The sequence below is a fragment of the Micromonospora siamensis genome (assembly GCF_900090305.1).
Lineage (GTDB): Bacteria > Actinomycetota > Actinomycetes > Mycobacteriales > Micromonosporaceae > Micromonospora > Micromonospora siamensis.
Genome location: NZ_LT607751.1, coordinates 2,188,507 through 2,213,780 on the forward strand (window position 1 = coordinate 2,188,507; position 25,274 = coordinate 2,213,780).

Annotated in this window: 28 protein-coding genes and 1 pseudogene; 21 read left to right on the forward strand and 8 right to left on the reverse strand. The window is 74.0% G+C overall.

Going from position 1 to position 25,274, the window contains the following annotated elements; all coding sequences use genetic code 11:
* Nucleotides 1-6 precede the first annotated feature (6 nt).
* From ffh to GA0074704_RS10090, 3 genes are all read left to right on the forward strand, one after another.
* The gene (gene ffh / locus GA0074704_RS10080) at nucleotides 7-1,563 is read left to right on the forward strand and encodes a signal recognition particle protein (RefSeq protein ID WP_088970255.1); all 1,557 of its coding nucleotides are present in this window, start codon (nucleotides 7-9) and stop codon (nucleotides 1,561-1,563) included.
* Nucleotides 1,564-1,632: 69 nt separating this feature from the next.
* Complete coding sequence (locus tag GA0074704_RS10085; RefSeq protein ID WP_088970256.1) at nucleotides 1,633-2,211, forward strand: Uma2 family endonuclease; 579 nt, start codon at nucleotides 1,633-1,635, stop codon at nucleotides 2,209-2,211.
* 18 nt (nucleotides 2,212-2,229) lie between these two features.
* Nucleotides 2,230-3,309, forward strand: coding sequence for an amidohydrolase family protein (locus GA0074704_RS10090; protein ID WP_088970257.1), 1,080 nt, complete (start codon nucleotides 2,230-2,232; stop codon nucleotides 3,307-3,309).
* Between the two features lie 421 nt (nucleotides 3,310-3,730).
* Here GA0074704_RS10090 and GA0074704_RS10095 read toward each other — a convergent pair whose 3' ends face one another.
* Together GA0074704_RS10095 and GA0074704_RS10100 are read right to left on the reverse strand one after the other, a co-directional pair.
* Complete coding sequence (locus tag GA0074704_RS10095; protein WP_088970258.1) at nucleotides 3,731-4,327, reverse strand: TetR/AcrR family transcriptional regulator; 597 nt, start codon at nucleotides 4,325-4,327, stop codon at nucleotides 3,731-3,733.
* Nucleotides 4,328-4,392: 65 nt separating this feature from the next.
* Entirely contained in the window at nucleotides 4,393-4,959 is a 567-nt protein-coding gene (locus GA0074704_RS10100) for a hypothetical protein (protein WP_088970259.1), read from the reverse strand.
* 140 nt (nucleotides 4,960-5,099) lie between these two features.
* Between GA0074704_RS10100 and proS the strand changes: the two genes are divergently transcribed.
* The 12 genes and pseudogenes from proS to GA0074704_RS10160 all read left to right on the forward strand — a co-directional run bounded on the left by proS (nucleotide 5,100) and on the right by GA0074704_RS10160 (nucleotide 13,478).
* Complete coding sequence (gene proS / locus GA0074704_RS10105; protein WP_088970260.1) at nucleotides 5,100-6,506, forward strand: proline--tRNA ligase; 1,407 nt, start codon at nucleotides 5,100-5,102, stop codon at nucleotides 6,504-6,506.
* Nucleotides 6,507-6,578: 72 nt separating this feature from the next.
* Complete coding sequence (locus GA0074704_RS10110; protein ID WP_088970261.1) at nucleotides 6,579-7,226, forward strand: DUF402 domain-containing protein; 648 nt, start codon at nucleotides 6,579-6,581, stop codon at nucleotides 7,224-7,226.
* A 240-nt stretch (nucleotides 7,227-7,466) separates the two neighbouring features.
* Nucleotides 7,467-7,979 carry a 30S ribosomal protein S16 gene (gene rpsP, locus GA0074704_RS10115; RefSeq protein WP_088970262.1) on the forward strand — a complete coding sequence of 171 codons (513 nt, stop codon included), beginning with the start codon at nucleotides 7,467-7,469 and terminating at the stop codon, nucleotides 7,977-7,979.
* Nucleotides 7,954-8,214 carry an RNA-binding protein gene (locus tag GA0074704_RS10120; protein ID WP_088970263.1) on the forward strand — a complete coding sequence of 87 codons (261 nt, stop codon included), beginning with the start codon at nucleotides 7,954-7,956 and terminating at the stop codon, nucleotides 8,212-8,214. Before rpsP ends, GA0074704_RS10120 begins: the two co-directional genes overlap by 26 nt.
* Entirely contained in the window at nucleotides 8,214-8,756 is a 543-nt protein-coding gene (gene rimM, locus GA0074704_RS10125; protein WP_088970264.1) for a ribosome maturation factor RimM, read from the forward strand. The genes GA0074704_RS10120 and rimM overlap by 1 nt, the downstream gene beginning before the upstream one ends.
* An 18-nt stretch (nucleotides 8,757-8,774) precedes the next feature.
* The gene (gene trmD, locus GA0074704_RS10130) at nucleotides 8,775-9,563 is read left to right on the forward strand and encodes a tRNA (guanosine(37)-N1)-methyltransferase TrmD (protein WP_088970265.1); all 789 of its coding nucleotides are present in this window, start codon (nucleotides 8,775-8,777) and stop codon (nucleotides 9,561-9,563) included.
* Nucleotides 9,564-9,683: 120 nt separating this feature from the next.
* The gene (gene rplS, locus GA0074704_RS10135) at nucleotides 9,684-10,043 is read left to right on the forward strand and encodes a 50S ribosomal protein L19 (RefSeq protein ID WP_088970266.1); all 360 of its coding nucleotides are present in this window, start codon (nucleotides 9,684-9,686) and stop codon (nucleotides 10,041-10,043) included.
* 186 nt (nucleotides 10,044-10,229) lie between these two features.
* Nucleotides 10,230-11,101: pseudogene (gene lepB / locus GA0074704_RS10140) on the forward strand (signal peptidase I).
* Nucleotides 11,102-11,110: 9 nt separating this feature from the next.
* Nucleotides 11,111-11,743 (forward strand): signal peptidase I, encoded by a 633-nt coding sequence (lepB, locus tag GA0074704_RS10145; protein ID WP_088970267.1) that lies wholly within the window; start codon nucleotides 11,111-11,113, stop codon nucleotides 11,741-11,743.
* A 63-nt stretch (nucleotides 11,744-11,806) separates the two neighbouring features.
* Nucleotides 11,807-12,352, forward strand: coding sequence for an NUDIX hydrolase (locus tag GA0074704_RS10150; protein WP_088970268.1), 546 nt, complete (start codon nucleotides 11,807-11,809; stop codon nucleotides 12,350-12,352).
* Nucleotides 12,346-13,158 (forward strand): ribonuclease HII, encoded by an 813-nt coding sequence (locus tag GA0074704_RS10155; protein ID WP_088970269.1) that lies wholly within the window; start codon nucleotides 12,346-12,348, stop codon nucleotides 13,156-13,158. The genes GA0074704_RS10150 and GA0074704_RS10155 overlap by 7 nt, the downstream gene beginning before the upstream one ends.
* Entirely contained in the window at nucleotides 13,155-13,478 is a 324-nt protein-coding gene (locus GA0074704_RS10160) for a DUF2469 domain-containing protein (RefSeq protein ID WP_007075222.1), read from the forward strand. The genes GA0074704_RS10155 and GA0074704_RS10160 overlap by 4 nt, the downstream gene beginning before the upstream one ends.
* 30 nt (nucleotides 13,479-13,508) lie before the next feature.
* Here the strand turns inward: GA0074704_RS10160 and GA0074704_RS10165 are convergent, their stop codons facing one another.
* On the reverse strand, nucleotides 13,509-14,615 hold the full coding sequence (locus GA0074704_RS10165; protein WP_088970270.1) for a sulfite oxidase: 1,107 nt from the start codon (nucleotides 14,613-14,615) through the stop codon (nucleotides 13,509-13,511).
* 242 nt (nucleotides 14,616-14,857) lie between these two features.
* Here GA0074704_RS10165 and GA0074704_RS10170 point away from each other — a divergent pair, with 242 nt between their 5' ends.
* Nucleotides 14,858-15,523: a M23 family metallopeptidase gene (locus GA0074704_RS10170; RefSeq protein WP_088970271.1), complete on the forward strand. Its 666-nt coding sequence runs from the start codon at nucleotides 14,858-14,860 to the stop codon at nucleotides 15,521-15,523.
* Here GA0074704_RS10170 and GA0074704_RS10175 read toward each other — a convergent pair.
* On the reverse strand, nucleotides 15,457-16,638 hold the full coding sequence (locus GA0074704_RS10175; protein ID WP_088970272.1) for an aminotransferase class V-fold PLP-dependent enzyme: 1,182 nt from the start codon (nucleotides 16,636-16,638) through the stop codon (nucleotides 15,457-15,459). The two genes, GA0074704_RS10170 and GA0074704_RS10175, sit on opposite strands and share 67 nt — an antisense overlap.
* A gap of 44 nt (nucleotides 16,639-16,682) precedes the next feature.
* Nucleotides 16,683-17,618 carry a tyrosine recombinase XerC gene (locus tag GA0074704_RS10180; protein WP_088973579.1) on the reverse strand — a complete coding sequence of 312 codons (936 nt, stop codon included), beginning with the start codon at nucleotides 17,616-17,618 and terminating at the stop codon, nucleotides 16,683-16,685.
* Nucleotides 17,619-17,891: 273 nt separating this feature from the next.
* Between GA0074704_RS10180 and GA0074704_RS10185 the strand changes: the two genes are divergently transcribed.
* The gene (locus tag GA0074704_RS10185) at nucleotides 17,892-18,233 is read left to right on the forward strand and encodes a hypothetical protein (protein ID WP_088970273.1); all 342 of its coding nucleotides are present in this window, start codon (nucleotides 17,892-17,894) and stop codon (nucleotides 18,231-18,233) included.
* On the opposite strand, the gene GA0074704_RS10190 is transcribed toward GA0074704_RS10185, so the two are convergent.
* The 3 genes from GA0074704_RS10190 to GA0074704_RS10200 are packed head-to-tail and all read right to left on the reverse strand — an operon-like array spanning nucleotide 18,234 to nucleotide 21,299.
* The gene (locus GA0074704_RS10190; protein ID WP_088970274.1) at nucleotides 18,234-19,421 is read right to left on the reverse strand and encodes a DNA-processing protein DprA; all 1,188 of its coding nucleotides are present in this window, start codon (nucleotides 19,419-19,421) and stop codon (nucleotides 18,234-18,236) included.
* A complete protein-coding gene (locus tag GA0074704_RS10195; protein ID WP_088970275.1) occupies nucleotides 19,418-20,938 on the reverse strand; it encodes a YifB family Mg chelatase-like AAA ATPase in 1,521 nt (506 codons plus the stop codon). The genes GA0074704_RS10190 and GA0074704_RS10195 overlap by 4 nt, the downstream gene beginning before the upstream one ends.
* A 1-nt stretch (nucleotide 20,939) precedes the next feature.
* Nucleotides 20,940-21,299, reverse strand: coding sequence for a YraN family protein (locus tag GA0074704_RS10200; protein ID WP_088970276.1), 360 nt, complete (start codon nucleotides 21,297-21,299; stop codon nucleotides 20,940-20,942).
* Nucleotides 21,300-21,446: 147 nt separating this feature from the next.
* Here GA0074704_RS10200 and GA0074704_RS10205 point away from each other — a divergent pair, with 147 nt between their 5' ends.
* The 4 genes from GA0074704_RS10205 to tsf all read left to right on the forward strand — a co-directional run bounded on the left by GA0074704_RS10205 (nucleotide 21,447) and on the right by tsf (nucleotide 25,192).
* Nucleotides 21,447-21,950, forward strand: a complete 504-nt coding sequence (locus GA0074704_RS10205; protein ID WP_088970277.1) for a diadenosine tetraphosphate hydrolase — start codon at nucleotides 21,447-21,449, stop codon at nucleotides 21,948-21,950.
* 78 nt (nucleotides 21,951-22,028) lie between these two features.
* Nucleotides 22,029-23,102 carry a chromosomal replication initiator protein DnaA gene (locus GA0074704_RS10210; RefSeq protein WP_088970278.1) on the forward strand — a complete coding sequence of 358 codons (1,074 nt, stop codon included), beginning with the start codon at nucleotides 22,029-22,031 and terminating at the stop codon, nucleotides 23,100-23,102.
* Between the two features lie 256 nt (nucleotides 23,103-23,358).
* Nucleotides 23,359-24,228 carry a 30S ribosomal protein S2 gene (gene rpsB / locus GA0074704_RS10215; RefSeq protein ID WP_088970279.1) on the forward strand — a complete coding sequence of 290 codons (870 nt, stop codon included), beginning with the start codon at nucleotides 23,359-23,361 and terminating at the stop codon, nucleotides 24,226-24,228.
* Nucleotides 24,229-24,364: 136 nt separating this feature from the next.
* A complete protein-coding gene (tsf, locus tag GA0074704_RS10220; RefSeq protein WP_088970280.1) occupies nucleotides 24,365-25,192 on the forward strand; it encodes a translation elongation factor Ts in 828 nt (275 codons plus the stop codon).
* Nucleotides 25,193-25,274: the final 82 nt, after the last annotated feature.

Here is a 25,274-nt window from a genome sequence, read left to right on the forward strand (position 1 = left end):
GTTCGCGTGTTTGACACCTTGAGTGACCGCCTGTCCGGGATCTTCACCAAGCTCCGCGGCAAGGGTCGGCTCACCGACGCCGACATCGACGCCACCGCGCGCGAGATCCGGATGGCACTGCTGGAGGCGGACGTCGCCCTGCCGGTGGTCAAGGGCTTCATCGCCAACGTCAAGGAGCGGGCGCGCGGCTCCGAGGTCTCCGAGGCGCTGAACCCGGCGCAGCAGATCATCAAGATCGTCAACGAGGAGCTGATCAACGTCCTCGGTGGCGAGGGGCGGCGGCTCCAGTTTGCCAAGCAGCCGCCGACGGTGATCATGCTGGCCGGCCTCCAGGGTTCCGGCAAGACCACCCTCGCCGGCAAGCTGGCCCGCTGGCTCAAGGCCCAGGGCCACCAGCCGCTGCTCGTCGCCGCCGACCTCCAGCGCCCCAACGCCGTCGGGCAGCTCCAGGTCCTCGGTGGCCGTGCCGGCGTCGAGGTGTACGCCCCGGAGCCCGGCAACGGCACCGGCGACCCGGTGCAGGTCGCCCGCGCGTCGATCGAGCACGCGAGGCGGGCCGCCCGCGACATCGTCATCGTCGACACCGCCGGCCGGCTCGGCATCGACGCCGAGATGATGCAGCAGGCCGCCGACATCCGCGACGCGGTCGACCCGGACGAGGTCATCTTCGTCATCGACGCGATGGTCGGCCAGGACGCCGTGCGTACGGCCGAGGCGTTCCGCGACGGCGTCGGCATCACCGGTGTGGTCCTGTCGAAGCTCGACGGCGACGCCCGCGGTGGCGCCGCGCTGAGCGTCCGGGAGGTCACCGGGCAGCCGATCCTCTTCGCCTCCACCGGCGAGAAGCTGGAGGACTTCGACGTCTTCCACCCCGACCGGATGGCCAGCCGGATCCTCGGCATGGGCGACGTCCTCACTCTGATCGAGCAGGCCGAGGCGGCCTTCGACACCGATCAGAAGGAGAAGATGACTGCCAAGCTGATGGGCGGCGAGCAGTTCACCCTGGAGGACTTCCTCGACCAGCTCATCGCGGTCCGGCGGATGGGCCCGATCGCCAACGTGCTGGCCATGATGCCCGGCATGGGGCAGATGAAGGACCAGCTCGCCGAGCTGGACGACAAGCACTTCGACCGGGTCACCGCGATCATCCGGTCGATGACCCCGGGCGAGCGCACCAACCCGAAGATCATCAACGGTTCCCGCCGGGCCCGGATCGCCAGCGGTTCCGGGGTGACCGTGATGGACGTCAACCAGCTGCTCAACCGCTTCGCCGACGCGCAGAAGATGATGAAGCAGATGGGCGGCATGATGGGCCTGCCCGGTGGCGGCCGGCGCAAGGCCACCAAGTCGCCGAAGAACAAGCGCAAGGGCACCAAGGGCGGCAACCGGCCGCGTACCGGGGCGGGCGCCGGGATGCCGGGCGGCTTCCCGGGCGGCATGCCGCAGCTCCCGCCGGGGATGGACCCGGGCGACCTGGCCGGTGGGCAGGGCCTGCCGCCGGGCTTCAAGCTTCCGAAGATCGACTTCAACAAGCTCGGCAAGGGGGACCAGCGCCCCCGCTGAGCGCGTGTCGGTGTCGGTGGGTGACATCATCATCTCCTAGGGTGATGTCGCCCCCTGGAAGGAGATGTCATGACCGCGGCCCCGATCCTGCCGGAGCGGCACGAGTGGACGGTCGACGACCTGGGTGACCTGCCCAGGGACCTTCCGTACGAGTTGATCAACGGAAGGTTGATCGTGCCGTCGCCGACTGCCGTGCACCAAGAGCTGTGTGTCGAGCTGCTGCTCGCACTCCGCGTCAACTGCCCACCCGACTATCTGGTCAGCATCGACCTGTCGATGCGGGTGGACCGGCGCAACGAGCCACGCCCCGACGTGGTGGTCATCCGCCGCAAGCACGCCGGCCGGTCGCCGGTGCCGGTCGAGGACGCGTTGCTCGCCGTCGAGGTGGTCTCGCCCACCTCCACCTTCCGGGACATGTACGACAAGGCCAAGGTCTACGCGCACGCCAAGGTCCGCTCCTACTGGGTGGTGGACCCGCTCCAGGACCGGATCGCCCTCACCGAGTACGTCCTCGGCGCGAACCGCGAGTACGAGCAGGTCTCCAACACCGAGGACCTGTTCGTCACCGAGACGCCGTGGAAGGTCTCGGTCGACGTGCCGGCGCTGACCGCCCGCCGGGACGCCCTGCTCGCCGACGGGGACGACTGATCGGGTAGGACTGTGCACATGGCTCTGCATGTGCGCGGTGTGCTCCTGCCCGACGACGAGGTCCGGGACCTGTGGCTGGTCGGCGACCGGGTCACCTTCGAACCGGTGCCCGGCGCGGAGACGATCGTCGACGGCGGTTTCGTCCTGCCCGGCCTGACCGACGCGCACTGCCACATCGGCATCGCCCGCGGTGGCGCCCCGATCACCTCCCTCGACCAGGCCCGTGAGCTGGCCCGGACCGACCGGGACGCGGGCGTCCTCGCCATCCGCGACGCCGGCTCGCCGTACCCGTATCCGGAACTCGACGACGAGCCGGAACTGCCGCGCCTGGCCCGGGCCGGGCGGCACGTCGCGCCGCCGAAGCGCTACCTGCGCGACATCGGCGTGGAGGTCGGCGCCGCCGAGGTGGCCGCCACGGTGGCGGCGCAGGCCGCCGCCGGCAACGGCTGGGTCAAGCTGGTCGGGGACTGGATCGACCGGGGGGTGGGCGACCTGGCCCCGGCCTGGGACGCGGACACGATGACCGCGGCGGTCGCCGCCGCGCACGCCGCCGGGGTACGCGCCGCGGTGCACACCTTCTCCGAGTCGGCCGTGGAGATCATGGTCCGGGCCGGGGTGGACTCGGTGGAGCACGGCACCGGCCTGAGCCTGGACCTGGTCGACCTGATGGCCCGGCAGGGGACCGCCCTGGTCCCCACAATGATCAACATCGCGACCTTCGGCCACATCGCCGACCAGGCCCGCGCCAAGTTCCCCGGGTACGCCGACCACATGATCGCCCTGCGCGACCGGTTCCCCGAGGTGGTCCGGGCCGCGTACGAGGCTGGGGTGCCGATCTACGTCGGCACCGACGCCGGCGGGGGCATCGACCACGGGCTGGCCGCCGAGGAGATGCTGCTGCTGCACGAGCGGGCCGGCATGCCCGCCGAGGAGGTGCTCGCCGCCGCTTCCTGGCGGGCCCGGGAGTGGCTCGGCTTCCCCGGCCTGGTCGAGGGGGGCCTGGCCGACCTGACCGTCTATCCCGAGGACCCGCGCCGTGACCTGAGGGTGGTCCGCACCCCGTCCCGCATCGTCCTGCGCGGCCGCGTCCTCCGCTGACCCGCCCGCCTGGGCCCCGCCCCCCGGCCCCCCAGCCCCCGCCGCGCGCCCGCTCCGCGCCGTCTCCGCGCCGTCCCGAGGCGGCAACTTCGCGGAAATTGCGGCCTGCGCGCGTCGGGAGCCAGCACCTTCCCCGAAGTTGAGCGGACCCTTCGGCCGGACCTCCCCGTTCGTGGCGCGGAGGGGTGTCGTCCGGTCAAGTTCGTGCTCGATCGTGGATGTAGTGGCATCGCGTTCGCGAAGAGGCCACTACATCCAGGAAGTAGCGTGATCTTGGCACGGGGCGCGGGGCGCGGGGCGCGGGGCGCGGGGCGCGGGGCGCGGGGCGCGGGGCGCGGGGCGCGGGGCGCGGGGCGCGGGGCGCGGGGCGCGGGGCGCGGGGCGCGGGGCGCGGGGCGCGGGGCGGGGCGCGGGGCTCGGGTCAGCGCGGTGCGGTGGTCGCGGTGAGGAAGAGGTGCACGGCCAGGTCGGTCAGCTTGTCGGCGGTCTCGTCCACCGGGGCGCCGGGCAGCACGATGTGGCTCACCACCAGGCGGACGACGCTGTCCGCCGCGAACGCCAGCGCCGCCGGATCGGCGTCGGGCAGGTGGCGCCCCGCCCACTCCCGCAGCGCGGCGGTCGACTCGGTGAGGACCAGATCCGCCCGGGTGGTCAGGTAGGGCAGCAGCTCGTCCGAGCCGCCCCGGGCGCTGGTCAGGATCGCCTTGACCAGCGGATTGTCGGCGGCCGAGGCGAGCGTACGACGGATCGCCGCGTACGCGGCCGCGCGCACGTCGACGCCGTGCTCGGCCAGCGCGGCCCGGACCTCGCCGACGAACCGGTCCACCTCGTGGCGGGCGAGCGCCTCGGCCAGGCCCGCCTTGGTGCCGAACTCGTTGTAGAGCGTCTGCCGGCTCACTCCGGCGGCCGCGGCCACCGCGCCCATCCGGACGCCGTCCCAGCCGCTCGCGACGGTCAGCGACCGGGCGGCGTCGACGATGGCGTCGCGCACCGGTGTGGTGTTCCTCGACCCGGTCATGGTGTCCGGAAGTCTACGGGCGGCGACGCCGTGTCCATCGCCGTCACCGGCAACCGCCGGGCGGGTCAGTGGACGACGAGGCGGTACTCGGCCCGCACCCAGAAGCCGTCGCCGTCGGTGCCGCCGAAGGTCAGCTCGTGCGCCCCGGACGCCAACGGCGGCAGGCTGGCCCAGAGGCCCCAGCAGGTGACGGGCGTCGGGCGGGAACTCGACGTCACCCCGTTGCCGAGCGCGCCGCGTACCTCGAAGGGCGTCGGCGTGCCGATCGTCGCCAGCGGCAGCGGAACCCCGGCGAGCTGGGCGTGCCCGGTCGCGCGGGACGCCATCGGGACCTCGCCGGCGCGGGCCGGGTACCGCCACATGTTGAAGGCCGGGAAGAAGAGCGGTCGCCCGGCCGGCAGGGCGCAGCGCCGGGTCACCGAACCTCCGTAGCTGCCGGCGAGGAACCAGACGTCGTCCGGCTGGTGGTGGCCGGCGTGCTCGCCGGTGGCGTCACGGACCGGGTTCTTCGCCGACCCGTGCGTGGCCACCCAACGCACCCAGCGGGCGACCAGCCCCTCCGGCGAGGTGGGCGCGAAGGGCAGCGGCGCCGGCCCGGAGACGCGACCGAACAGGGAGCGCAGCGGGGACATGAGCGCAGATGCTAGCCAGCGTCCGGTAGGTCCCGCTGCCCCTCGCCCGTACGCCCGCCGGAGCCGCCCCCGTCTGGTCCGCGCGGTACGGGCGCGCCCGATCGCGGCGGCCCTCCGGGCGGCGCATAGGATGTGCGGTCATGGCACGCGTGCTCACTCCCCGTGCGGAGGACTTCCCCCGCTGGTACCAGGACCTGATCGCCAAGGCGAAGCTGGCCGACAACGGCCCGGTCCGCGGCACCATGGTCATCCGACCGGCCGGCTACGCCATCTGGGAACGGATGCAGGCCGAGATGGACGCCCGGATCAAGGCGGCGGGCGCGGAGAACGCGTACTTCCCGCTCTTCATCCCGGAGAGCTACCTCAAGCGCGAGGCGGAGCACGTCGAGGGCTTCTCGCCGGAGCTGGCCGTCGTCACCCACGGTGGCGGCAAGCAGCTCGCCGAGCCGGTGGTGGTGCGCCCCACCAGCGAGACGGTGATCGGCGAGTTCATGGCCAAGTGGATCGACTCGTACCGGGACCTGCCGCTGCTGCTCAACCAGTGGGCCAACGTGGTCCGCTGGGAGCTGCGCCCGCGCATCTTCCTGCGTACCAGCGAGTTCCTCTGGCAGGAGGGGCACACCGCGCACGCCACCCGCGATGACGCCCGGGCCTACGCCCGGCGGATCCTGCACGAGGCGTACGAGGACCTGATGGTCAACGTGCTCGCCATCCCGGTGGTGGTCGGCCTGAAGACCGCCCGGGAGCGCTTCGCCGGGGCGACCGCCACCTACACCTGCGAAGGCATGATGGGTGACGGCAAGGCGCTTCAGCTGGGCACCAGCCACGAGCTGGGGCAGAACTTCGCCAAGGCGTTCGACATCTCCTACTCGGCCAAGGAGGGCGGCCGGGAGCACGCCTGGACGACCTCCTGGGGCACCTCGACGCGGATGCTGGGCGGCCTGATCATGGCCCACGGCGACGACAACGGTCTGCGGGTGCCGCCGAAGCTGGCGCCGGTCCAGGCGTACGTGATGATCGTCAAGGACGGCGAGGGCGTCGGTGAGGCGGCGCGAAAGATCTCCGACGCGCTGCGCGACGCCGGCGTCCGGGTCGCGCTCGACGACCGGACCGACACCGCGTTCGGCCGCCGGGCCGTCGACGCCGAGCTGCGCGGCTATCCGGTACGCGTCGAGGTCGGCCCCCGCGACCTGGCCGCCGGCAACGCGGTGGTGGTCCGGCGTACGGACGGCTCGAAGTCCCCGACGCCGGTCGCCGACGTGGTCGGCGCGGTCCTCGCGGCGCTGGACGCGGACCAGAAGGCGCTGCACGACCAGGCCCTGGCCCACCGCCGGTCCCGCACGGTCGAGGTCGCCACGCTCGCCGAGGCGATCGAGGCGGCGGCCACCGGCTGGGCCAAGGTGCCGTGGTCGGCGGTCGGCGTCAAGGGTGAGGCCGAGGCGAACGGCCAGGGCGTGACGGTCCGCTGCCTGCTGCGGGCCGACGGTTCGGTGCCGGACTCCGAGGACGAGCCCGACCTGGTGGCCATCCTCGCCCGCGCCTACTGAGACTCGAGTGAGGGCCCCTTCTCGACGCATTCGGTCGAGGAGGGGCCCCTTCTCATCAACCTGGGGGGATCGGTGCGGTTCGAACCGGGGCGGTTGATCGTGCATCGGAACGTCCGGCACGGCCGGATCGGCTGGGCGCGGACGGCGCGGGTGGTGCTCGACGACGACCGCGGGCTGCTGCTCTGGATCGCCCGGGACTCGCCGGTGGCGCACGAGGTCGCGGCCGACGGCCGGGGCATGCGGGCGATGCCGTTCACCGAGTGGATCACCTCGGGGTACCGGCTGGACCAGGCCCGCTGGAACGGCCCGCCGGTGCTGAAGTTCCTGCCCACCGGGGCCGCCCACTCGGTCTGGTGGTTCCGGGACGCGCACGGCCGGTTCACCAACTGGTACGTCAACCTGGAGGAGCCGGGCGTCCGCTGGGACGACGGCACGCTGGCCGGTGTCGACATGGTCGACCAGGACCTCGACGTGGTGGTCCGGCCGGACCTGAGCTGGGAGTGGAAGGACGAGGACGAGTTCGCCGAGCGGCTCGCCCACCCCGAGCACTACTGGGTGCCCGACGAGAAGGCGGTACGCGCCGAGGGGGAGCGGGTGATCCGGCTCGCCGAGGCGGGCGCGTTCCCGTTCGACGGCACCTGGTGCGACTTCACTCCGCCGCCGGAATGGGACGTACCGGACGAGCTGCCGCCCGGATGGGACCGGCCGCCGGTCCCGTGACGGTGTCCTCCGTCACCCGTCGGCCCGGTCCGGGCGTCTCGTCCGGGTCCGGTGCGGGAGATCGCCCCCCGATCTGGCAGAATGGGTCGCTGGTATCCGGCACGCGTCAGGCGCCCTCTAACCCGGGCGCGTCGCCAGTCCACCGAGCAGTCTCCGGCCCAAACCCCACTGTGCCGGTCGGCGCTCACCCGCACACCGCCCGTACCGGGCCGGTGAGATCGCAACAGGAGCGAAACAACTGTGGCCGTAAAGATCCGGCTCCTGCGGATGGGCAAGATCCGCAACCCGCAGTACCGCATCGTCATCGCCGACTCGCGCACCAAGCGTGACGGTCGCGCGATCGAGTTCGTCGGTGTGTACCAGCCGAAGGAAGACCCTTCGGTGATCGAGGTCAAGTCGGAGCGGGTCCAGTACTGGCTCTCGGTCGGCGCGCAGCCGAGCGAGGCCGTGCAGCGCCTGCTGGAGCTGACCGGTGACTGGCAGAAGTTCAAGGGCCTGCCGGCCCCGCCGCCGCTGAAGGTGGCCGCCGAGCGCGCCGACCGCAAGGCGGCGTACGAGGCCGAGGCGAAGGCCGCCGCCGGGCTGGCCCCGGAGACCCCGGCCAAGCCGGCCAAGAAGGCCGCCAAGGCCGAGGCCCCCGCCAAGGCCGAGGCCCCCGCCAAGGCCGAGGCCCCCGCCGAGACCGAGGCGCCGAAGACCGAGGCTCCGGCCGAGGCCCCGGCCGCTGCTGCCGACGCCGGTGAGCAGGCCTGACGTGGCACTGCGTCCCGCGCTGGAGCACCTGGTCAAGGGCATCGTCGACCACCCGGACGACGTCCGGGTGCGGATGGTCGATTCCCGTCGGGGCAAGCGGCTGGAAGTCCGCGTGCACCCCGAGGACCTCGGTACGGTGATCGGGCGGTCCGGCCGGACCGCCAAGGCGCTGCGCCAGGTGATCGGCTCCATCGGTGGACGCGGGGTACGCGTCGACATCGTCGACTCGTACTGATGGACCTCGTCGTCGGCAGGATCGGCAAGCCGCACGGGATCCGCGGTGAGGTCACCGTGGAGGTGCGGACCGATGAGCCCGAAGCTCGTTTCGCCCCGGGGACGGTGCTGCGCACCGAACCCGGGGCGGGCGCGCCCCCGGCGGCCGGGGCCTACCGGGTTCCGGCGGAGCTGACCGTCGAGGCGGCCCGGTGGCACCAGGGCCACCTGCTGGTCGCCTTCGACGGGGTGCTGGACCGCAACGTCGCCGAGGCGCTGCGCGGCACCCTGCTCGTGGTGGACAGCGGCGACGTGCCGCCCCCGGAGGACCCGGAGGAGTTCCACGACCACCAGCTGGTCGGCCTGGCCGTGGTCACCCCGGCCGGTGAGCGGCTCGGCGAGGTGGCCCGGATCGACCACGCGCCCGCCTCCGACATGCTGGTGCTGCGTCGCCCCGAGGGGCGTACCGCGCTCATCCCGTTCGTCAAGGCGATCGTGCCCGAGGTGGACCTCGCCGGCGGTCGTGTCGTCGTCGACCCGCCGGGCGGACTGCTCGACCTGTAGAGCTGGAGCCCACCCCCCATGCGCGTCGACATCGTGTCGATCTTCCCCGAGTACTTCGCCCCGCTCGACCTGTCGCTGATCGGCAAGGCCCGCGCGAACGGGACGCTGCGGCTGGCCGTACACGATCTGCGGAGCTGGACCCACGACGTGCACCGCACGGTCGACGACACGCCCTACGGCGGCGGTCCGGGCATGGTGATGCGGCCCGAGCCGTGGGGTGAGGCGCTGGACGCCCTCGCCCCCGACGAGCTCAGCCCGGACGGGCACACCCTGCCCCGGCTGCTGGTCCCCTCCCCGGCGGGCGTCCCGTTCACCCAGGCCATGGCGCACGAGCTGGCCGCCGAGTCGCACCTGCTCTTCGCCTGCGGCCGGTACGAGGGCATCGACCAGCGGGTGCTCGACCACGCGGCGACCCGGATGCGGGTGACCGAGGTCTCCCTCGGTGACTACGTGCTCTTCGGCGGCGAGGTCGCGGTGCTGGTGATCCTGGAGGCGGTCACCCGACTGCTGCCCGGGGTGCTGGGCAACGCCGGCTCGCTGGACGAGGAGTCGCACGCCCACGGCCTGCTGGAGGCCCCGATGTACACCAAGCCGGCGACCTGGCGCGGGCTGGAGGTGCCGGAGGTGCTCCGCTCCGGTGACCACGGGCGGATCGCCCGCTGGCGGCGCGACGAGGCGCTGACCCGTACGACCACCCGACGCCCCGACATGATCGCCGCCCTGCCGCCGCAGAACCTGGACAAGCGGGACGCCGCGGCGCTGGACCGGGCCGGATTTCAGCTGCCGCCGGGGGATGTGGCAAAGTAGGGGGGTTGCCGCATCCGACCACGCCGTGGACGGCTGCGAGGACCCCCGGGTTTCGGGGGTCAGAATCACCCATCCGCGCACCGAGTGACGGTGCGCCGTGAGCCTCACGAGGACACAGCGATGAACATCCTGGACGCCCTTGACGCCCAGTCGAAGCGGGTCGACCTCCCTGACTTCCGTGCCGGTGACACCGTGAAGGTGCACGCGCGGGTCGTCGAGGGCAACCGGTCCCGTGTCCAGATCTTCCAGGGCGTGGTCATCCGCCGCCAGGGTGACGGCCTGCGCGAGACCTTCACCGTCCGCAAGGTCAGCTTCGGCGTGGGTGTTGAGCGGACCTATCCGCTCAACGGCCCGGGCATCGACCGGATCGAGGTCGTGACCCGCGGTGACGTCCGTCGGGCCAAGCTCTACTACCTGCGCGAGCTGCGCGGCAAGAAGGCCAAGATCAAGGAGCTTCGCGAGAAGCAGCCGGCCAACTGACCCACCGCTCGCCACGCCGCCCGAACTGCGCGGATGTCGTACGCGTCGGAGCACACTACTCTGGTCGTACGGGCGCAGGAGGGCGGCACGTCGCGGTGACCGCGACGACGCGGAAGTCCACCACCGCCCGCGGGGTCTCGACGAGACTCCCGGGCGGTGGTGTTTTTCTGCGGACCGGAGAGTGGCATGGTGCAGATGCTTGACGAGGACGGCACCGTCGATCCCTGGCGCCGGCGGGCCCGCAGCGGCCGCCGGCAGATGCCGCTCTGGCAGGAGCTGCCGCTGCTGCTGGTCGTCGCGTTCTGTCTCGCGGTGCTGATCCGCACCTTCCTGCTCCAGGCGTTCTTCATCCCCTCCGGCTCCATGGAGGACACCCTCCTGATCGGCGACCGAGTGCTGGTCAACAAGGTCGTCTACGACGTCCGGGAGCCGGTCCGCGGCGAGATCGTGGTCTTCCGGGGCACCGACAAGTGGGTCGCCCAGGAGGTGCAGGAGCCCGAGCCGGGCCTCGCCGGCAAGGTCGGCCGCACCCTCGGCGACCTGGTCGGGGTGAGCCGCCCCGGCGAGAAGGACTTCATCAAGCGGGTGATCGGCGTCCCCGGCGACAAGGTCCGCTGCTGCGACAAGCAGGGCCGGGTGATCGTCAACGGGGTGTCGCTGAACGAGCCGTACGTGATCCGCGACTCGCCGCTGGACGTGCCGCCCAATCCGCGCGAGTGCCGGTCGCGCTTCTTCAACGAGGTGGTCGTGCCACCCGGGCAGATCTGGGTGATGGGTGACCACCGGCTGGTCTCCCAGGACGCCCGCTGTCAGGGTCCGGTGCCGATCGAGAACGTGATCGGGCGGGCCTTCATGGTGGTGTGGCCTTCGTCGCGGTGGGCCTCGCTGCCGGTGCCGGACACCTTCGACGGTCTGGACCGGCCGGTGGCGGCGCCGGCGGGTACGCCCGCGCCGGTGGAGCCGGTGCCGCAGGGCGGTGTCGGGCTCGTCCTGCCCGTCCTGGCCGCCGTGTCCGTTGTCGCGCGTTCCGGTCGGTGCCGTCGCGCCCGGCAACGTAGGCTCCTTCCGTGATTGACGAGCAGACCGACAAGTCGCGCAGCTCCTTCTGGAAGGAGCTGCCCATCCTCCTGGGTGTGGCGATCCTGGTCGCGGTGCTGGTGCGGGCCTTCGTACTGCAGACCTTCTTCATCCCCTCCCCGTCCATGGAGAACACCCTCAAGATCGACGATCGGGTGCTGGTCAACAAGCTGGTGTACGACTTCCGGTCGCCGCACCGCGGCGAGGTGGTGGTCTTCAAGGCACCGACCGAGTGGAGCGGCAACCCGGACGGCGAGGACTTCATCAAGCGGGTGATCGGTGTCGGCGGCGACCACGTGGTCTGCTGCGACGCCGACCGACTGGTGATCAACGGCAAGCCGCTGACGGAGCCGTACGTCTACTCCGCCGACGGCGTGCAGGACAAGCCCGCCGACCAGGACTTCGACATCACCGTCCCGAAGGGGCGGCTGTGGGTGATGGGCGACCACCGGTCGGCCTCCGGCGACTCGCTGGAGCACTGGCAGCAGTCGGGTCAGAACATCGACAGCGCCACCATCCCCGAGGACCAGGTGGTCGGTCGCGCGTTCACCGTCTTCTGGCCGCTGAACCGGGCCACCTGGTTGACCGTGCCGAAGCAGTTCGACGGCGTCCCCAACCCGTAGCCGGCCGGCGGCCGGGCCGGACGGGCGTGGTCGTTCGTCGGTGTCGTCTGGCAGTCTGGTGCGGTGACCGTCTACACCCCTCGTCGCGCCGCGCGTGTGCTGCTGGTCGACGGGGCCGGTCGGGTGCTGCTCTTCGTGGGCGTCGACCCGGCCCGCCCCGAGCACCGGTACTGGTTCACCCCCGGCGGTGGCCTGGAGCCCGGCGAGACCTACCCGGTCGCCGCGGCGCGTGAGCTGGCCGAGGAGACCGGGCTGCGGCTCCCACCGACCGCGTTCGGAGCGCCGGTGCACCGCGACGTGACCGAGTTCCCCTTCGACGGGGTCTGGTACCGGCAGGATCAGGAGTTCTTCCTGGTCCGGGTCGACTCGCACGACGTCGACACAATGGGGTTCAACGAGATCGAGCGGGCCAGCATGCTCGACCACCGCTGGTGGTCCGAGCCGGAGCTGGCCGCCACCGGCGAGCGGTACTACCCGCCCGACCTGCCGGCGATCCTGCGCCGGGCGCTGGCCGGGCCCCCCGCCGCGCCGAGGCGGGCCGTCCCCGCCCCGCCCGGGCCGCCGGTCGGCAGCATCGGCCCGACCTGCCGCGGCGGTGGCGAATGCTGACGCCCCCGCGCACCGTGGTGCGCCGCGACGGCGGCCTGTACGCCTTGGAGCGGGCGTTGCAGCGGCGCGGCTTCCGGCACGTCGCCGGCGCCGACGAGGCCGGCCGGGGCGCCTGCGCCGGGCCGCTGGTCGCCGCCGCGGTGGTGCTGCCCGAGGGGCGGCGCGGTGAGATCGACGGACTGGCGGACTCCAAACTGCTCACCCCGGCCAGCCGGGAGCGGATCCACGACGAGGTGGTGGCCCGGGCGCTGGCGTACGCGGTGGTGGTGATCCCCGCGGAGGAGGTCGACGCCCGCGGCCTGCACGTGTGCAACCTGGCCGCGATGCGCCGGGCGCTGGCCTCCCTCACCACCCGCCCGGAGTACGTGCTGACCGACGGGTTCGGCGTCGACGGGCTGGACGTGCCGGGCCTCGCGGTCTGGAAGGGTGACCGGGTGGCGGCCTGCGTGGCGGCGGCCAGCGTGCTGGCCAAGGTCACCCGGGACCGGATCATGGTGGAGCTGGACGCCAACTTCCCCGGGTACGGCTTCGCCGAGCACAAGGGCTACATCACCGCCGAGCACACGGCGGCCCTGCGGGAGCACGGTCCCTGCGTCGAGCACCGGTTCTCGTACGTCAACGTCGCCGCGATCTCCGGCCGGGAGGGACGACCTCCCCGGTCCCGCCGACCGGCCCCCGACGGCCGGCACGAGCCGATGGCGCGTTCGGCGGCGGCAGGGGGTACCGTCGGCGTGGCGTTGGACGAGCAGCCTCGGCCCCCGGCGCCGGTGGGGGAAGATGTGGTCATGGAAGGCGGAGAGCGATGAGCGCGGAAGATCTCGAGAAGTACGAGACCGAGATGGAGCTGCAGCTCTACCGGGAGTACCGCGACATTGTCCGCCAGTTCTCCTACGTCGTGGAGACCGAGCGCCGCTTCTACCTCGCCAACCAGGTCGACCTGCACGTGCGCAACTCCGACGGCGAGGTCTACTTCGAGGTCGAGATGCACGACGCCTGGGTGTGGGACATGTACCGTCCCGCGCGCTTCGTCAAGAACGTCCGGGTGATGACGTTCAAGGACGTCAACGTCGAGGAGCTGGAGAAGCCCGACATCTCGCTCCCCGCCGACTCCGGCTTCGGCGGCTGACCGCCCGCTGACCCCGGGCCCGCCGGCGGCTCACTCCGGCAGGACCACGACCTCCACCCGCTGGACCAGGTTGTTGGCGAAGCCGCCCCGGTTCCACGGCTGCGCGACCGGCTGGCTGCGCCCCGAGGCGTCGGTCGCCCGCGCGCCCAGCACGTACCGGCCCGGCTCCGGCGTCCACGCGTACCGCCACCGCCGCCACGCCCACTCCCCGGCGGTGGGTGGGTCGAGCTCCGCCGGCGCCCAGCTCGCCCCGCCGTCGACGGTCACCTCCACCGCGTCGACCGGCGCGTGCCCCGACCAGGCCCGGCCGTCCAGCAGGCACGCCCCCGGACGCAGCACCCGGGTCCGGGACATGAAGTCCGGGAAGCCCGGCGGCCGGACCAGCGCCCTCGGCTCGATCCGGGTCACCGGCACGCCGGGATCGTCCGCGTCCCGCCGCAGCCGGTAGGCGACCGCGTTCTGGTAGCCCTCGAACGGCGCGGTGGTCACCGTGACGCCCCGCAGCCACTTCACGTGGGCCATGCCATACCAGCCGGGCACGATCAGCCGCAGCGGCGCGCCGTGCTGCGGCAGCAGGGGAGCACCGTTCATCTCGTACGCCAGCAGCACCTCGTCGCGGAGCGCGTCCGCCACCGGCAGCGCCCGCTGGTAGTCCTGCTCGACGCCGCGCTCGACCCCGTGGTCAGCGCCGGTGAAGACGACGTCGACGGCGTCCGGCGACAGTCCCGCCTCACGCAGCAGCGGCGCCAGCGGGGTGCCGGTCCACTCGGCGTTGCCGACGGCCTCCACCAGCCACGGCTGGCTCACCGGGCGTGGGTGCAGCAGCGCCCGCCCGTTGCCGGCGCACTCCAGGGTGACCTTGTGGCTGACCCGGGGACGCTCCCGCAGCGCGGCCAGGTCGAGGTCGAGCGGCCGGTCCACGGCGCCGTCGACGGCCAGCGTGTGCGCCGCCGGGTCCAGCTCCGGGATGTCGTAGTGGATCAGCAGGTAGTGCAGGCCGGCCGGGGTCACGTCGTAGCGCAGCGCCTCCAGCGGGATGCCGTGGTTGCGGGCGGCCAGTTGCAGCTCCTCGGCGCTGATCGCCTCGTCCGCAGCGGCCACCCGGGAGGGGCGGCTGACGTCGTCCATGGTGGTCATGCGGGGCTCCCGGGGGTCGGTCGGGGATCGCTGGCCGGGCGACACCGGCGGTACGAGTATGCCGAGGGGTGGCGGTCGACGCGAGTGCCGTCCCCGCGCACCGTGGGTCGCCGGCACCCGGCCTGGCCGGTGACCTAGCAGATCGTCCGCTCCGGTGGTGGTCGTCCACAGCGTCGGGTCCGTCCACAGGCGGGCGTCCAGCGGGTGGCGGGTGGACCGGCGGGTGGAGCAGGCTGCCGGACGTGCGAACGACTCCGCGGCGCTGCGCCGCCACCCTGCTGGTCGGCGTCCTGCTCCTGGTCCTGGCGCCGGCCCCGGTGGTCGGAGCGGCGTCCCCGCCGCCGACGGGAGCGACACGGTGGCCGGCGGCTCCGGCCCCGCCGTCCCGGTCGGTGTCGCCGTCTCGATGGGTGTCGCCGTCCCGGCTGGTGTTCGGGTGGCCGCTGCCCGGGACACCCGTGCCGGTCCGCCGCTTCGCGCCGCCCCCGCGACCCTGGCTCCCCGGCCACCGGGGCGTCGACCTGGCCGGCGGGCCCGGGGTCGTGGTCCGGGCGCCCGGGCCCGGGGTGGTGCTCTTCGCCGGGCGGGTCGCCGGCCGCCCGGTGGTCACCGTCGGGCACACCGACGGACTGCGCACCACGTACGAGCCGGTCCGGCCGGCCGTGCACGTGGGTGAGGTGCTGGCGGCCGGCGCGACGCTGGGCGCACTGCTGCCCGGGCACTCCGGCTGCCCGGTCCCGGCCTGCCTGCACTGGGGACTGCTCCGGGGCACGGAGTACCTCGATCCGCTGGCGCTGCTGGCCGCCGGGCCGGTCCGGCTGCTCCCGGTCGGAGACGACGGTCAGGCGGCGGCGAGGAAGGGAGGCAGCCGCACGGCCAGGCGGTCGTACTCGTCGGGCGAGTTGTAGATCTGGCCGCAGAGCCGCAACCAGCCGCGCCCACCCCAGCTGGTCACCGCCACCTCGGTGGCGAGCCGGTCGGCGATCCGCCTCTGCAGCTCCCGCGCCGCGTCGATGGTGGTGGCGACTCCCGGCGGGAGCGGCACGATCCGCATCGCCACCGCCGGCCCGCCGGGGTGCGGCAGGTCGGCCGGCGCCACGCCCAGGGCGTCCCCCACCACCCGCTGCCCGTACGCGGCCAGTGCGGCGTTGTGCGCGCGTAGCCGGTCGACGCCGAGGCTGCGCAGTGTGTAGAGCCCGACCGGCGCGGCCAGCCACGGCGTGTAGTCCAGGGTGGCCTGCCACTCCACGTTCCCGGGGAACCCGGCCGGCTGCTCCCAGGAGACCACCAGTGGCTCGATCCGCTCCCGCCACGGCGGCGCCACCGCCAGGACCGCCGTGCCGCGCGGGGCGTACGCCCACTTGTGCAGGTTGCCCACCCAGAAGTCGGCGCCGACGCTGGCCACCGGCGTGGGCAGCATGCCCGGTGCGTGCGCGGCGTCGACCAGCACCGGCACCTGGCGTTCCCGGGCCACGCCCACGATCGCGGCGGTCGGCAGCAGCTTGGCGGTGGGCGAGGTGAGCTGGTCGACCACCAGCAGCTTCGTCCGGCCGGGGCGCAGACCGGACCGGACGATCTCGACGACCTCCTCGTCGGTGGCGGTCAGCGGCACCCGCAGCACCCGATGGGTGGCGCCGGTGCGCCGGCACTCCCGTTCGACTGCGAACGCGACCGCGCCGTACCCGTGGTCGGTGGTCAGCACCTCGTCCCCGGGGCGCAGGCCGAGCGACCCGAGGACGACCGCCACCCCGGTGGTGGCGTTGCCGACCAGCGCGGTGCCCGCCGGGTCGGCGCCGAGGAAGGTGGCCAGGTGCCGCCGGGCGTGCGTGATCCGGTCGATCAACCCCTGGGTGAAGAAGCGCAGCGGGTTGCTCTCCATCTCGTCGCGGAGCCGCTGCTGCGCCCGTTGCACGCCGATCGGCACCGCGCCGAAGGAGCCGTGGTTGAGGTGGCTCACCGCCGCATCGAGCGAGAAGAGCAGCCGGGCGCCGGGGACCGGCTCGGGCGGCTGCGGAACGCTCACCGCGTGATCGTAGCCCGCCGACGATCACCCGAGCGCCCTTCGGCTCAGGCCCGGGGATGCGCCTGCCGGTACGCGGCGCGCAGCCGCTCGACCGAGACGTGGGTGTAGATCTGGGTGCTGGCCAGCGAGGAGTGGCCCAGCAGCTCCTGCACCGACCGCAGGTCCGCGCCGCCCTCCAGCAGGTGCGTCGCGGCCGAGTGGCGCAGCCCGTGCGGGCTGACCGGCGGCAGGCCGGCGGCGTCGGCGTAGCCGCGGACGATCCGTCGCGCCGTGGTCGGGTTGAGCCGGGCACCGCGCGCGCCGAGCAGCAACGCGCCACCCGACGCCGTGCCGGCCAGCGCGGGACGCCCCCGGTCCAGCCACTCCCGCAGGGCCCGTTCGGCCGGCAGGCCGTACGGCACCGACCGTTCCCGGCCGCCCTTGCCGAGGACCCGGACCACCCGGCGCCCCCGGTCGACGTCGGTGACGTCCAGGCCGCACGCCTCGCTGACCCGTACGCCCGTGCCGTAGAGCAGCTCCAGCAGCACCCGGTCCCGCAGCAGCACCGACTCCCCGGGATCCGTCCCGTCGGGCGTGGTGGCACCGGACGGCGCGACGCCGGGCGGGTGGCCGGGGGCCTCGACCAGCGCGGCGGCCTGCTCGGTGCGGAGCACCACGGGGAGTTCCCGGTGGGCACGGGGGCTGGCCAGCGGGGCCGCCACGTCGCAGGGGAGCAGACCGGCCCGGTGCGCCCAGGCGCTGAACGTGCGCGCCGACGCGGCCCGGCGGGCCAGCGACGTACGGGCGGCGCCGGTGGTCCGTTGCCGGGCCAGCCAGCTGCGCAGCACGGTCAGGTCCAGCTCGGCGGGCTCGGCGCAGCCCATCCGGACGGCATGGTCCAGCAGCGAGACGAGGTCGGTGACGTACGCCCGGACGGTGTGCGGGGACCGGTTGCGGACCCCGGAGAGGTGGCCGGCGAAATCGTCCACCGCTTCCCGCATCGCCGGCGGCAGCGCCTCGTGGGTGGCCCGGGTGCCCCGGCCGACGGGCGCCGCTCCGCCGTCGGGGCGGCCGGCCTGGTCACTGCGCACGTCCTCAGCCTAGGGGTGGGCCGGCCCGGTCGCTCCCGGCGCGCCAACGGGGCTGGTGGGCGGCGCTCCGGCAGGCGAAACTGGACCGACGGGCGGACGTCTCCGGTCACCACCCGCGGGCGGTGGGTGAGACGTCGCGCCGCAGCGCCGTGCGGGGGACCGTCCAGGAAGGAGCGACCGGGCATGGGTGTGGATGCGGTCCTCTACCGGGTGGTCCGGGCCGGCCCCGGCAAGCGGCGGCCCGCCTACGTCACCGCGGAGGTGGTCCCCGACCCCGACGACGTGCTGCTGGAACTGCTCAGGCGGGTACGCGGCGGTGGTCGTACCCCGCTGCTGGATCTGGTCGACCCACTCGGCCAGCTGGTGGTCGGCGCGGAGGCGGCACCCCGGTTGATGGCGGAACTGCGCTGCCTCGCCGAGGTGGCCACCGCCCCGCCGGAGGTCAGCCACGTCCGGCGGCTGGGGCTGCTCGTGCGGCGCTGCCTGCGGGACCGCGACGTGGAGATCCGCTTCGAGGGTGACTGATCAGGCACCCCCGGCACGGCGGGCCGGCGGCTGGGCCAGCGCGTAGCCGTCCGGGCGGCGGACCACCAGGGCCAGTTCCTCCAGCAGGGACAGCTTCCGCAGCGCCGTCCGGACGTCCACGCCGGCCCGGGCGGCGAGCGCGTCCACCCCGATCGTCCCGCGCCGGGGCAGCGACTCGCGGATCAGCGCCGCCTCGTCGTCGAGCAGGTCGGTCGGGCGGTGCGGGCCGCGGGCCGGCTCGGCCAGGTCGGCCCCGATCCGGCCCACCTCCTCCAGCACGTGGGCGATCCCGGTGACCAGGCGGGCCTTCGGGTACTCGCGGAGCAGCTCGTGGGCGCCCACGGACATGGCCGAGGTGACCGGCCCGGGAACCACCATGGCCTGCCGCTCGATGGCCAGCGCCCGCCGCATCGTCTGGGTGGCCCCGCTGCGCGCCGACGCCTCCACCAGCACGCTGCCCCGGGTGCCCGCGGCGATCACCCGGTTGCGGATCAGGAACCGCGGCCGCAGCGGCTCGGAGCCCGGCAGCCACTCGCTGACCAGGAGCCCGGTGTCGGCGATCCGGTCGAACAGCGCCGTGTTGCCCATCGGGTAGGGCCGGTCCACCCCGCAGGCCAGCACCGCCACGGTGACGCCGCCGGCGCTCAGCGCACCCCGGTGTGCGGCGGAGTCGATGCCGAACGCGCCGCCGGAGACCACCGTCCACTGCCGGTCGGCGAGCCCGTACCCGATCTCGGTCGCCACGTGCACGCCGTACCCGGTGGCGGCCCGGGCGCCGACCACGGCGACCGAACGGTCGAGGGCCTCGGCCAGCGGCCAGCCGCCGCGCACCCAGAAGCAGAGCGGCGGAGCGGTCTCCCGGTCCACCTTGCGGTCGGCCACCGGCAGCACCAGCCGGTGCAGGTCGCCAACCTGCCGGGGCCACTCGTCGTCGCGCGGGACGACCAGCCGGGCGCCCAGCCGGTCGGCGCGGGACAGGGCCTCGGCGGCGACCGCCCGGGGGTTCCCGGCGCCGAGCCGGGCCGCCACGGCGGCCCGCAGTTGCTCGTCCGGCGCCCCGCCGTCGAGCAGCAGGTCCAGGGCGTCGCCGGCACCCCACTGGCCGACCAGCCGGTGCACCGAGCGGGTGCCCGGTTCGGCCAGCCAGGTCAGGGCCACCCGGGCGAGCCGGTCCTCGTCGTCGGTCATACCCCGTCTCCCGTTCTGAGTCCGATGGCCTCCCGGACGTCCTCCCGCCCGGGTCGGTTCCGCCCGTCCAGGTCGGCGACGGTCCAGGCGAGCCGGATGATCCGGTCGAAGCCCCGGGCGGACAGCGAGCCGCTGTCGAGCCGGCCCCGCAGCTCCGCGGTGTCCCGCGCCGGCAGGCGCCAGGGCAGCTGGCGGAGCAGCGGGCCGGGGATGTCGGCGTTGAGCCGGCGCCCGACCGTGGCCCACCGCTCGGCGGCGGCGGCCCGGGCCGCCGCTACCCGGGCCGCGACCAGCGCGGACGACTCGGCGGCGGTGCCGGCCTCCATCAGCTCGGCCGCCCGCACCGGGTTCACCTGGATCTGCACGTCGATCCGGTCCAGCAGGGGACCGGAGAGCCGTCCCAGGTAGCGCCGGCGGGCCAGCGGGGTGCACTCGCAGAAGGCGTCGCCGGCGGGCTTCGCGCAGGGGCACGGGTTGGCGGCGAGCACCAGTTGGACCCGCGCCGGGTACTCCGTACCGCCCCGGCTGCGCGCCAGGTGGACCCGGCCGCTCTCCAACGGCTGGCGCAGCGCCTCCAGCGCGCCCTTGCCGAACTCGGCGGCCTCGTCGAGGAAGAGCACGCCGCGGTGCGCGAGCGACACCGCGCCCGGCCGCGCCAGCCCGGACCCGCCGCCCACCAGCGACGCGACCGTGGCCGTGTGGTGCGGGGCCTGGAACGGCGGTCGGCGCAACAGCCGCCCGTCCGGTGGGAGCAGCCCGGCGATCGAGTGCAGGGCGGTGACCTCCAGCGCCGCCTCGTCGTCGAGCTCCGGCAGGACCGAGGGAAGCCGCTCGGCGAGCATGGTCTTACCCGCGCCCGGTGGGCCCAGCAGCGCCAGGTGGTGGCCACCCGCCGCGGTGACCTCCAGGGCCCGCCGACCGAGGCCCTGTCCGGCGACGTCCGCCAGGTCGGGGCCGGGGGCGACGGCGGGCGGCCCGGGAACCGGGGGCTCCAGCAGCGGGGTGCCCTCCCGGACGAAGCTCACCAGCCGGTGCAGGGTGTCCACCGCCCGGACCCGGACACCGGGGATCACCGCTGCCTCGGCGGCGTTGTCGACCGGTACGACCACCCGGTCCAGTCCCGCGCGGGCGGCGGCGGCGACCATCGGCAGGATGCCCCGCACCGGCCGGACCGTGCCGTCGAGGCCCAGCTCGCCGAGGACCACCACCCGCTCCAGCGGCAGCAGGGGCAGCTCGCCCGCGCCGCCGAGCAGGGCCGCCGCGATCGCCAGGTCGAAGGCGGAGCCGTACTTCGGCAGCGTGGCGGGGAGCAGATTGATGGTGATCCGGCGGTTGGGCCACTTCTGGCCGGAGTTGACGACCGCCGCGCGGACCCGGTCCCGGGCCTCGTGCAGGGCGGTGTCCGGCAGGCCGGAGACGACCACCGCGGGCAGCCCGGCGGCGAGGTCGGCCTCCACCTCGACCACGTGTCCGGTCACCCCGACCAGACCCACGCAGAGCACCTTGGCGTAGCTCATCTCAGAAGGCGCCCTTGACGTGTTCGACCCGGGCCGGCCCGGCGTCCGGCAGTTCCACGGCGAGCACGTCGAAGCGCACCTCTTCGGCGCTGGTGCCGGTCTCGGCCAGCCAGCGCGCGGCGAGGATCCGCAGCCGCCGCGCCTTGGCCGGCCCGATCGCCTCGGCCGGGGTGCCGAACCGGCCCGAGCGTCGGGTCTTCACCTCGCAGAACGCCAGCACCACCCCGTCCCAGGCGACGATGTCGATCTCGCCGGCGGGGCAGCGCCAGTTCCGGTCGACCGGGCGCAGCCCCGTGTCGATCAGGTGGCGGACGGCGCAGCGTTCGCCGTACGCGCCGACGGCCTGGTTGCGTGTCGTCATGGCGGTGACGGTGCGCCGTGGCCGGCCGGCGGCGCCACCGGCGGGAGCGGGCCTGTGGACGGCGGGAGGCGCTGTGGACGACCGGACGATCATGCGGTCGGCGTGCTAGGGGCCCTCCGTCGGCGGCCGGGCCGCTAGCCTTCGCCCATGATCGACGACTGGCGGGCCGACCGGGTCCGCGCCGCCCTGAGCGGCACGAATCCCACGGTGCTGCGCCGGCTCTCCGCCGGCTTCGCGGTGATCGGCGACGTCCAGTTCCTGCCCGGGTACTGCGTGCTGATCAGCGACGACCCGGCCGCCGACCGGCTGGCCGACCTGCCCCGGCAGCGGCGGCTGGCCTTCCTGGCCGACATGGACCTGCTGGGCGAGGCGGTGCACCGGGTCTGCGCGCGGCGGGACCCGGCGTTCCGGCGGGTCAACTACGAGATCCAGGGCAACCTGGACGCCTTCCTGCACGCCCACGTCCGGGCCCGGTACGCCTGGGAACCCGAGCACGTCCACGGGCGGCCGGTGACGGCGTACCCGATGGAGGTGTGGCGCGATCCGGCGAACGCCCTCGGCCCCCGGCACGACGGGCTCCGGGCGGAGCTGACCGCGGCGCTCGACCAGCTCGCCGGCCGGGCCGACGAGGGCTCCCCGGCTCTTCGCTGACGCTCCGGAATCGCCTGGTCACGCGCCGGTTCGGCGGTCCCGGACCACGAATGGCGCGCGACCGGCGCGTCGCATACGGTGCCGGACGTGGACGGACGACGGAGCTATCCCGAAGATCAGGAGTCGCGCTGGTATCCCGGCGGCGAGCGCGGATACGGCGAGCCGGACTGGCGCAGCGCGGGCGAGCGGTACCGCGACGACCAGCGCACCGACGACGGCCGGTACGCGGAGCCGGGCAACCCGGCCGAGGGCCGGTACGCGGAGCCGGGCAACCCGGCCGAGGGCCGGTACGCGGAGCGCTTCGGCGCCGACCCGCTCACCGAGAACCGCCCGGACGATGGTGGCTACCGGGCACCCCGGATGCGCCGGCCGGACGCGGACCCGGAGTCCTCGGGTGAGCTGCCCGGCGAGCGGGGCGGCCGACGTGCCGCCCGGGAGACGGCGACCGCCGCGCCGGTCGAGACCGAGGGGGTCCGGTCCGCGCCGTTGGCCGGTTACCCGGTGGTCGACCCGTCCCGCGCGGCGGAGGCGCCGCTGACCGGTTACCCGGTCGTCGACCCGTCCCGCACGGCGGAGGCGCCGCCGGCCGGTTACCCGGCCGTCGATCCGGCCCGCGCCGTCGATCCGGCCCGCGCCGTCGATCCGGCCCGCGCCGTCGATCCGGCCCGCGCCGGTGACCCGGCCCGCGCCGGCGACGACGCGCGGGCGGGCGAGCCGCCGCGGCCGGTCGAGGGGACGCACCCGCTGGACATGCCGACCGGGCCGATGCCCGCGGTCGGTCCGCGTCCGGACGGCGCGCCGGTGTTTCCGCCGGTCGGCGCACCGGACCCGGCGGCCCGGCCGGGCGACGGCGTCTACCGCACCCGGCGGCCGGCGCTGGCCGTGATCCTCGCCGTGCTGGTGCTGGTCTTCGAGGCCCCCGCGCTCCGGGTGCTCTTCAACGGCCTGGTCGGTGACCCGGTCTCGGCGACCAACGTGGTGGTGGGCACCTTCCTGGTGGCCGGTCTGCCGATCTTCGCCGCCGGGCTCTACGGGCTGCGTACCGGTGGGCTGGCGCTGGCCGACGGCAGCCGGGGCTGGCTGCGTCCGCCGACCGCGTACCTGACGGTGGGTCTGGTCCTCTTCGTCGCCGCCGCCCTCGCCGCCGGCTGATCCGCCCGGACGGGCCGGAAACGGACGCGCTGCCCACCCCGTGCACCCGCGGGGTGGGCAGCGGAGCAGGGGCGTACACTGGTCGACTGGCGACCGCCTCGCGCGGTCGACCTCGCGCGCCCTCTCCACGGTTGATCGTGGGGCGACGGCCTCCCTGGTCCCGATCTTGGTCGGGCCCACCATGGCCGGCGACCGGGCGCCAGGACGCCCGGCCGCCGGCCGGGCGTGGACAACCAGGGACCACAAGGAGTACCCCATGGCCGTCGTGACCATGCGTCAGCTGCTGGAGAGCGGTGTCCACTTCGGGCACCAGACCCGGCGCTGGAACCCGAAGATGAAGCGCTTCATCTTCACCGAGCGCAACGGCATCTACATCATCGACCTGCGCCAGACCCTCGACTACATCGAGAAGGCGTACGAGTTCGTGCGCACCACGGTGGCCGAGGGCGGTTCGATCCTCTTCGTCGGCACCAAGAAGCAGGCCCAGGAGGCCATCGCCGAGCAGGCGACCCGGGTCGGCCAGCCGTACGTCAACCACCGCTGGCTCGGCGGCATGCTGACCAACTTCCAGACGGTGTACAAGCGCCTTCAGCGGATGAAGGAGCTGGAGGCCCTGGGTGACCTGACCGGCACCGCCGCGGGTTACACCAAGAAGGAGACCCTCCAGCTGTTCCGGGAGAAGACCAAGCTGACCAAGACCCTCGGTGGTCTGCGGGACATGCAGAAGATCCCGGCCGCGGTGTGGATCGTCGACACCAAGAAGGAGCACATCGCCGTCGACGAGGCCCGCAAGCTGGGCATCCCGGTGATCGCCGTGCTCGACACCAACTGCGACCCGGACGAGGTCGACTTCCCGATCCCGGGCAACGACGACGCGATCCGCTCGGCCGAGCTGCTGACCAAGGTCGTGGCCGCCGCCGTGGCCGACGGTCTGATCGCCCGTTCCGGCCGCCGCCGCGGTGGGGACGAGAAGCCGGAGGCCGGTGTCGGCACCGACGAGCCGCTGGCCGAGTGGGAGCGCGAGCTGCTCGAGGAGCCGAAGAAGGCCGACGAGCAGCAGCCGGCCGCCGCCGCCCCGGCTGAGCAGCCGGCCGCCGCGGCTCCCGCCGCCGCCCCCGCGGAGTGATCCCGCCGCCGTTCCTCCGCCGCCCGTCGCGGGCGGCGGAGGGCGGCGGACCTGCCGGGCAGATCCGGCCCGGATCCGGGTAACCGGCACCCAGACCATCCCACCGCAGTTCCGACACGACACCGAAGAGAGAGTCATGTCCAACTTCACCGCCGCGGACGTCAAGAAGCTCCGCGACCTGACCGGCGCCGGCATGATGGACTCCAAGAAGGCGCTGACCGAGGCCGAGGGCGACTTCGACAAGGCCATCGAGATCCTGCGCGTCAAGGGCGCCAAGGACGTCGGCAAGCGGGCCGGCCGCACCGCCGCCAACGGCCTGGTCGCGCACTCCGGCAAGGCGCTGCTCGAGCTCAACTGCGAGACCGACTTCGTCGCCAAGAACGACGCCTTCGTCGCCCTGGCGCAGCAGCTGGTCGAGCACGGCGAGCGCAGCGGCGTGAACTCCGCCGAGGAGCTGCTGGCCAGCACCCTCGACGGCAAGACCGTCGCCGACCTGATCCAGGAGCAGTCCGCCAAGATCGGCGAGAAGCTGGTGCTCAACCGCTTCGCCAAGCTCGAGGGCACCACCGCGGTCTACCTGCACCGCAAGAGCCAGGACCTGCCGCCGGCCGTCGGCGTGCTGGTCGAGTACACCGGCAAGGCCGACGAGGCGGGCGACGCGGACGCCCGTGGCGTGGCCATGCAGATCGCCGCGATGCGCCCGAAGTACCTCACCCGGGACGAGGTTCCGGCCGAGGTCGTCGAGTCCGAGCGGCGGATCGCCGAGCAGACCGCCCGCGAGGAGAACAAGCCCGAGGCGGCGCTGCCGAAGATCGTCGAGGGCCGGGTCAACTCCTTCTTCAAGGACTACGTCCTGCTGGAGCAGGCGTCGGTGGCCGACAACAAGAAGAGCGTGAAGCAGCTGCTGGCCGACGCCGGCATCGAGGTGACCCGCTTCCTGCGCTTCGAGGTCGGCCAGGCCTGAGCCGACCCGGCCGGGCGCGCATGGCGCGCCCGCCGGCAGGGAAACGTGGACGAGGAGGCCGCCGGTGTACGTGACAGGCACC